At 57.8% G+C, this 6853-nt stretch carries 3 protein-coding genes and 1 pseudogene; 2 read left to right on the top strand and 2 right to left on the bottom strand.

Annotated features, from left to right (window positions below; all coding sequences use genetic code 11):
* Positions 1-586: 586 nt before the first annotated feature.
* Together AB0B91_RS58880 and AB0B91_RS58875 are read right to left on the bottom strand one after the other, a co-directional pair.
* Positions 587-931 carry an alpha/beta hydrolase gene (locus tag AB0B91_RS58880; RefSeq protein WP_358340896.1) on the bottom strand — a complete coding sequence of 115 codons (345 nt, stop codon included), beginning with the start codon at positions 929-931 and terminating at the stop codon, positions 587-589.
* Between the two features lie 110 nt (positions 932-1041).
* Positions 1042-1551 (bottom strand): annotated as a pseudogene (locus tag AB0B91_RS58875) (transposase family protein); the annotation flags it as partial.
* 705 nt (positions 1552-2256) lie between these two features.
* On the opposite strand from AB0B91_RS58875, the gene AB0B91_RS58870 reads away from it, so the two are divergent.
* Positions 2257-2616: a hypothetical protein gene (locus tag AB0B91_RS58870; protein WP_358340895.1), complete on the top strand. Its 360-nt coding sequence runs from the start codon at positions 2257-2259 to the stop codon at positions 2614-2616.
* Positions 2591-6817: a tetratricopeptide repeat protein gene (locus tag AB0B91_RS58865; RefSeq protein ID WP_358340893.1), complete on the top strand. Its 4227-nt coding sequence runs from the start codon at positions 2591-2593 to the stop codon at positions 6815-6817. Before AB0B91_RS58870 ends, AB0B91_RS58865 begins: the two co-directional genes overlap by 26 nt.
* The last annotated feature ends 36 nt before the right edge of the window (positions 6818-6853 follow it).

The raw sequence follows: 6853 nt of genomic DNA, 5'->3' as shown, positions 1-6853 counted from the left end.
CTTCGGCCATGGTCTTCACCATGGATCGCAACATGTCGGGGTCGTCGGTCTCGATCTGCCGCGCCAGCCACTGCGCGGGCGTCACACTGTTGTCTGCGGCCATCGCCTGATCTCCTTCGATCTTGATCTTGCTACTCGAAGGATCACGCGATGGCCGTCTTCATTTCACGACGCCACGCCTATGACCAGGCCAAACTCGTACACCACTCCCGTGGACGCAACCCAAGCTAAAGGAGACGCTGAGCAGGAGCCCATGACGGCGGTGGACGTCTGTGGACAGTCTCGAAGTCCCTTGTAAACAGAAGGTCAGGGGTTCGATTCCCCTCGTCGGCTCTGCAACTGAAAGGCCCTTTCCCATGATCGGGAGAGGGCTTTTTCGATCTTGTACAGCAGCAAAACACAGCTATGGGGTCAGCTGGGGGTTCTGGTGGACGAGTGGCACGCGGTTCGGTGCACCTTCCGGTGGCACGAGCCGTACAACACCTAAGGGGTCCCGGTAGCAAGGAAGAAATCTCCAACGAAGTAGCTTCTGACCTGTGACAACCGAGGCCTCGTCCCGAGGTTGCGGCGCTTTTCGATCAGACAGCTACGGCAGACGCTCAAAAGCTCCGTCGGCGGCTGCTCTTCGAGGCATGATCGAGGGCCGCGCCTCCGGGCAGCGGACCCCGTTGGCCGGAACCGACTGCGAGATCAGGTAGCGGTCGATCACGCTGTGCCCCGAGCCCTCGTACGTGAGCACGCGGGCCTCGGCGCCGATCTGCTTGGCCGTGCTGAGGGTCCACGGGTAGCCGGTGGCGAGGTCGTTCAGCGAGGAGGCCAGCAGGATGGGCGGGGTGGCGTCCACACGCAGGGGGTGCTGCGGGTTGGGAATGGGTGTGGGCTGCGCCAGGCAACTGGCGATCCGGCCCAGCGCGGGCGGGCTGTACCTCATGTCCCTGGCCCGCGCCGCCTGCCGGCGCAGGAGCGAGGCGTACTGTGTAGTCGGCGACTGGCAGGTGGAAGTTCTGGCAGAACACGGGCGTACTGACCTTCACCTCCTCGTCCGGTCTCGGCGTTGGTGAGGATGGTGGCATAACGGTGGCGGCGTTTGAGAGCGAAGTCATCGACACCCAGCACGCGCCGGATCCGCAGCGGTGGCAGCGGCATGAGTAGCCGCAGAGCCGTGGACCTCAAGACCGCGACGGCCAGGACCGCCGAGAGCCGAGCCCCTGCCCAGCCGGCCAACTCTGTGACCACGGCGCCCAGTTGGCCCGTGAGCCGACGAGTTCGACGCTGGTAGCGCTCGAGCAGCCCGGGCACCTGCTCACGAAACGTCTGCCGACCGCATTCCCATGCCGGACAGAGCAGACGCCGTCCCTGTATCGACACCACCCGCAGACCCTCGACCGGGAGGTCGGCCACCGTCCGGCTGTAGTAGCCGTGCACCCGCCCGATCAGCGTCCCGCACACCGGGCACGGCACCGGCTCATCGCGCGTCCGGGCCATGACCCGAATGAGGTCGTCCTCGCCCTCCACACCCTCGATGACCAGGTCAGACAAACCCGCAAACACCACACCCGTGAGATCGTCGATCTTCGACATGGCCCAGCTTGGCAGCTGATCACTCAGCGCCGCCACCGATTACGGGCCAGAGCCGTTGTTCTTACATTCCCTCTGCTGGCCGCGCTGCAGCTCTCCGGCCGGTCGCGGCCAGCACCGCCCACGCGCCAGCAGACACGGCGGACAGACAGAAGCCAGCGAAGTGCATCATCAAGTGTGGTCAGGCGATAGCCGTAGTCGCAGCGAGTGACGGTCAGGACATGCCTCCGGCGGAGATCTCCGACCCCGAGGTGATCATCATGCGGACGTGCACGTGGAAGAGTGGCTGAGGTAGGTCCTGATCACCTCGCACGCCATCCACCCGGACAAGCCCAGCAGACCGGCGACAACGGGTCAAGCCCGGCTGTGACCCCCTGGCATCCCATGACCGAGGAACGGCGACCGGCGAACGTACACGCGAAGCCGAGTTTGACCCGCCGCCACGGGCCTGCCCGCCGCTTCGCGGGGGGCGACGGCGTACGAGGCAATCAGAGCCCTGGGAGCTCGAGGAAAAGCCCACGTCACCCGACAAACAGGATGGCAATATGCATATAGGTACATAAATGCAGATTAGCGGAATCTTGCTTACCAGGAGGTTACATAGACGACCGGGTACCCACGAGTTGTCGGAGGTGTCTTGTATGAAGGAGATCCGTCAAACCATAGAAAAGGATCAAGATGGATTCCGAGATCATCGCAACCAGCGCGGCCACCCTTCTGGCCACCAAGGCGTGGGAGGCGTACGCAACGCAAGCTGGCAACGCCGCATGGAGCAGGATGGTCCAGCTCGCAAACAGGCTCAGACAGCGGTTGGGAATTACTCCCATGGACAACAAAGTCCAGGCCGAAACCATCGAAGGAGTAACTGCTCAACTTCACCATATAATGCGTGTAGACAACGATCTCTCTCAAATGGCGAGAGATTTCCTGAACCTTACTCAGCGGAACTATCACGCGATTGGCATCGCGATTGGGGATAACGCTCGCGTAGGCAAGGCCGTATACATTCACAATGTTGAACGGGATGTCAATTTCTAGCTGGAGTGGGTCAATGAACAGCCGGCAGGCGGATTCATCTGGTGATCACTCACACTCCAACGAGTCCTACGTCGTTACGCATCGCCCACCCACTCCAGGCGCGCCGTTCGCGGCTGGCATTAGCATTGGAGCCCATAGCCACATAGATAAGGCCGTGAACATCGGGCAGGCGCAGACAATAAATATCCATGCCGCCCACAGCCAACCACTCCCTCCGCCACCCCTGCCAAACCCGCCAGGCAACTTTATTGGACGCTCCAAAGAGATCCAGGATCTGAAGAATTCGACTCAGAAATCTCCCGCACCCACTCTCGCGATAACTGGAGCACCAGGGGTAGGAAAGACAGCCCTCGCCGTTGTGCTCGCACACGCCATCAAAGACAACTACCCCGGAGGGCAGACCTTTCTCACTCTTAGTCGAGAAGATCATGCTGAGCCGGAAGACCTGTTAGAAGCGGTCCTCCTGGCATTGGGGCAGCACGGCTCACAACTACCGCAGTCGCAAGCTGGAAGAGTCGGGGTAGCTCGATCCATACTATCCAGTCGACGCATACTCCTGGTGATTGATAATATCTCCCAGGAGCGGCAGCTACGCAGTTTGCTTCCTATTCCGACTGGATCGCTCCTCATCTGCACAAGTCGATCCCGCCTCAGCGGCTTGCAGACATCGGAAGTTCACCACCTACACCTAGATACTCTAGAGTCTTCAGAGGCAGCTTCATACCTGACGACAAGGATCGGAGAATCCCGGTTCTCATCCCAGGAGCAGGTGAACGAACTAGCTGACCTGTGTGGGAATCTTCCACTCGCTCTGCATTTAGTATCAGCAAAGGCTCTCTCGCGTCCTCATCTAACTGCCGACAAGATCGCAAGCGTTCTGAGCGATAAGAAGAGGCGACTGCAGGCGCTGCGGGCAGGGGATCTCTCCATTCGAACGGCCTTCGAGGTGACATATTCAGACCTTCCAGAGTCCCGCGCGCAGGCATTCCGGGCGCTTGGACTCCATCCAACAGGTAGCATCAAGACTCACATAGCTGCGACCGTGATTAGCGCGCTAGCTTCTGGAGTTTCAGGCACGGAAACGCTCGACGCAGAGGAAATGCTAGACGACCTCGTCGAGCAAGGCCTACTTGAGCAGATCGGTCCAGAGCGTTTTCGCATTCACGACTTGCTTCATAATTACGCACTAACGCTAAGCGCCGAGATTGACACGTCCCGGGTGAGACACGAAGCCCTAATCGCACTCGGTCACGCGTACCTTGATACAGCCACCATCCTAGGCGCTCGCATTGACCCACGGACAATGCCAGGTATGAATAGCTCGCCAGACGAAGGCGAAGGAAATCCGTACCTCAAGGATGACCTGGACAATCTTCTAGCTATTACACAACAGGCGGCGGAGCTTGGTGAGTGGGAGCTCGTGTCTCGTCTCACCTTTTCATCTGAAGTTCTATATCGAGCGCGGAGCCGGTGGAGGGCACTTCTTCACACAAATGAGCTCACTCTCACAGCGGCTCAATTCACATCAAACGAGCACTGGCGCGCCCGAGCTCAGTTGAACATTGGCAATGCCAATATAACGCTAGGCGACATCGCTGCAGGCGAAACAAATCTTCGTAATGCCTTCGAGCTGTCAAGCGATATAGGTGATCCAAGTCTCGCTGCCAGTGCGCTGTACTGCATCGTCAGACTTCAGGCAGAGTCACAGCCAGTCGAAGCCATAAAGGTCTATGAAACACTTCTCAAGATCCTTCGGCAGGGCGACGACAGATATGGGATCGCGGCCGCACTATCGGGTCTAGCAGACTGCATGCTTCGGACTGGGCGACTCCAAAAGTCTGAGAAGCTTTTGCAGCACGCACTGGCAGTTGCGAAGCAAGTCAGAAGCCGCATGTTGCAGGCCGATATCCTCGGGAATCTCGGGCTTATTAATCTCGAGCTCGCAAGGCCGAACGAGGCGCGGGAATTCGTCGACCGATCGTTGCTAGAGCATCGATCCGTAGGTGACCCTTCCGGCGAAGCGGGCTCTCTGCTACTCAAGGGTCGCGTCGCAGAGGCGACAGGAAATACGGAAGACGCCATCAATGACTACGAGCAGGCGCTTGCGGTTTTCCAAGAGCTAGAAGAAGTATCTGGCCAGCAAGCCGCGTTGACTCATCTCGGGAGCGTCTATCGGGTGATTGGTCGTCCAGGCGTAGCAGCTCAGCATTACGAAGAGAGCCTCCAGTTGGCGGAGACTCTTTGTGATGCCCAAGCGGCCGTGGTTTCACTCGTAAACCTCGGATCATTGTGGGTGAATGTAGCCGAGCTTGAACGCGCTAAGGAGAGCTTTGCTAGAGCTCTAGGTGTCGCCGCGCAGTCTGGAAGCTCATTCTTGATCGCTCAAGCCCTTCAGCAGTTCTCGAAGTACTGGAGTCACCAAGGCGAGTGGGAGAAGGCTGCAGGCGTCTTGGAGGAAGCGCTAGATCTTATCCAAGGCATTCCCGGCGCGCCTGATGCCGCAGAAACTCGAGCAGTTCTAAGTCATGCCTATTATCGCATCGGGCGCGGAGATGAAGCACTCCAGCAGCTTCGTCTAGCGGAACAAGAGCTTGGGCCTGGCTCCAGCGACCCCGCTCTCATTGCGGTCAAACGTCAGCTAGCAACCGTACTCTCAAGCCGTGGAATGTTTGCCGAGGCGGCCGTCGAAGCCGAGTATGCCCTGAAACGGTCCGAACAACTGGGACGAGCTCAGGGAATTGCCGAGTCTCTCGGGGTTCTCGCAAACGTCTTGGCACGCCAAGACGAGTTCGAACAGGCGGCAGTCAAATATAGAGAGTGCATACGCGTAGCAAGAGAAACCCTCGATCCCCCCTTGCTCCTGGCTCATCTCATCAATCTCTCCACGTGTCTTTCCGCGTCAGGAGAGGACAAGGAAGCCTTGGAGGGCTACAAGAAGGCCCTTAAACTGGCCACTCGACTTCAGGACAAAGCAGCCAGAGCTACGGTCCTGCGCTGCCTTGGAGTCGAGCATGCGAAGAGGGGCCGCCTTAGCGAAGCGGAAAAGCGTTTCAATGAGGCAGCCAGAATTGCCGCGCCGCTACGAGACAAACACTTGCTTGCAGTGTTGCGTACTGATCAGGCCCAGGTCTTCGTGGAGCGAGGAAAACTGGATCGAGCACGACAGCTCCTTGAAAATGCGCAACATCTGTATGCCGAAATTAATGATGTGGACGCCGAGCGCAAGGTCATGCTCAGAATGCTTGGCCTCGAACTCGACCAAGGCTGTTCTAGCCCTTCAGAGCTGTCTGACAGGGTCTCAGAACTCCTCCAGAAGAATCGCCATTCACCTGCCGGCGCATTTCTTGTAAGAGCGCTCGAACCTCCAAAGCAAGCATATCAGTTCCTTGGAAGTAAATATCAGCTCCCTGGAAGACGGATCAATATTTCAAGCGACGTAAAAGAGAGCCTTCCCGATATATCAATCGAGGGGATGCTCCACCATCTCAGCGTTTCGCGACATAGCTGTTTTGTTTGCAGACAACCCGTCGCACTCGAAGCTGAGGCTAATCTCGTTCACCTCCTGCATACCGGGGATAACGCAGCTGCAGTCTGGCTGAAGCTGTGTCATCCACGATGTGGACCGTCTGCCGTCGTGGCGATAAATGAAGCAGCTCCCACTGGCATCCTTAATGTAGAGATCGAATGCTCGCTTCTACCTGTAGGGGACAAGTACATACCAAACATCATTGTCGACATCCCGCACCTAGTTCAATCTGCCGACAAGCACGGATATAGCGATACATACCTCGATTGGCTGGCGGCACATGGCTTCACGCACGTAAAAGTGAATGAGCGCACGGGTCAGGTTCAGGTTGAGCTTGCACAGAGCAATCAAAATGAAAGAATTCTTGCTACACTGAATAACGGACGAATGTGCCTTACAGTTCATGGCAGATCCGTTCTCGTTGATGCACCTCTCAGCTTCCTGCCGATTTGGTACGGGAGCACGTCCGAAGGCGTTCTTGGAGTAATGATCGGACATAACCTTCAAGGTATGAGCTGGGAGAGTCCAAACCATTTAATCGACGCTGCAATGCGAGGTCGCCTTGTTTTTGCGGTCGTTCCCCTAGCGGTAAATCACCCTGCACAGAATCATCGGTGCGTTTGCACCCCTGCCACCGGAAGAAAGTTCAAGCACTGCTGCGGTGTGGTCCGGTAAGGGGTAGCTGTTACGGAGAAGGAGCGGTGCAGCCCA

Source organism: Nonomuraea sp. NPDC049141, from assembly GCF_040648415.1.
Lineage (GTDB): Bacteria > Actinomycetota > Actinomycetes > Streptosporangiales > Streptosporangiaceae > Nonomuraea.
The sequence above is the reverse complement of the archived record's forward strand: the minus strand, read 5'-3'. Positions and strand labels throughout refer to the sequence as shown.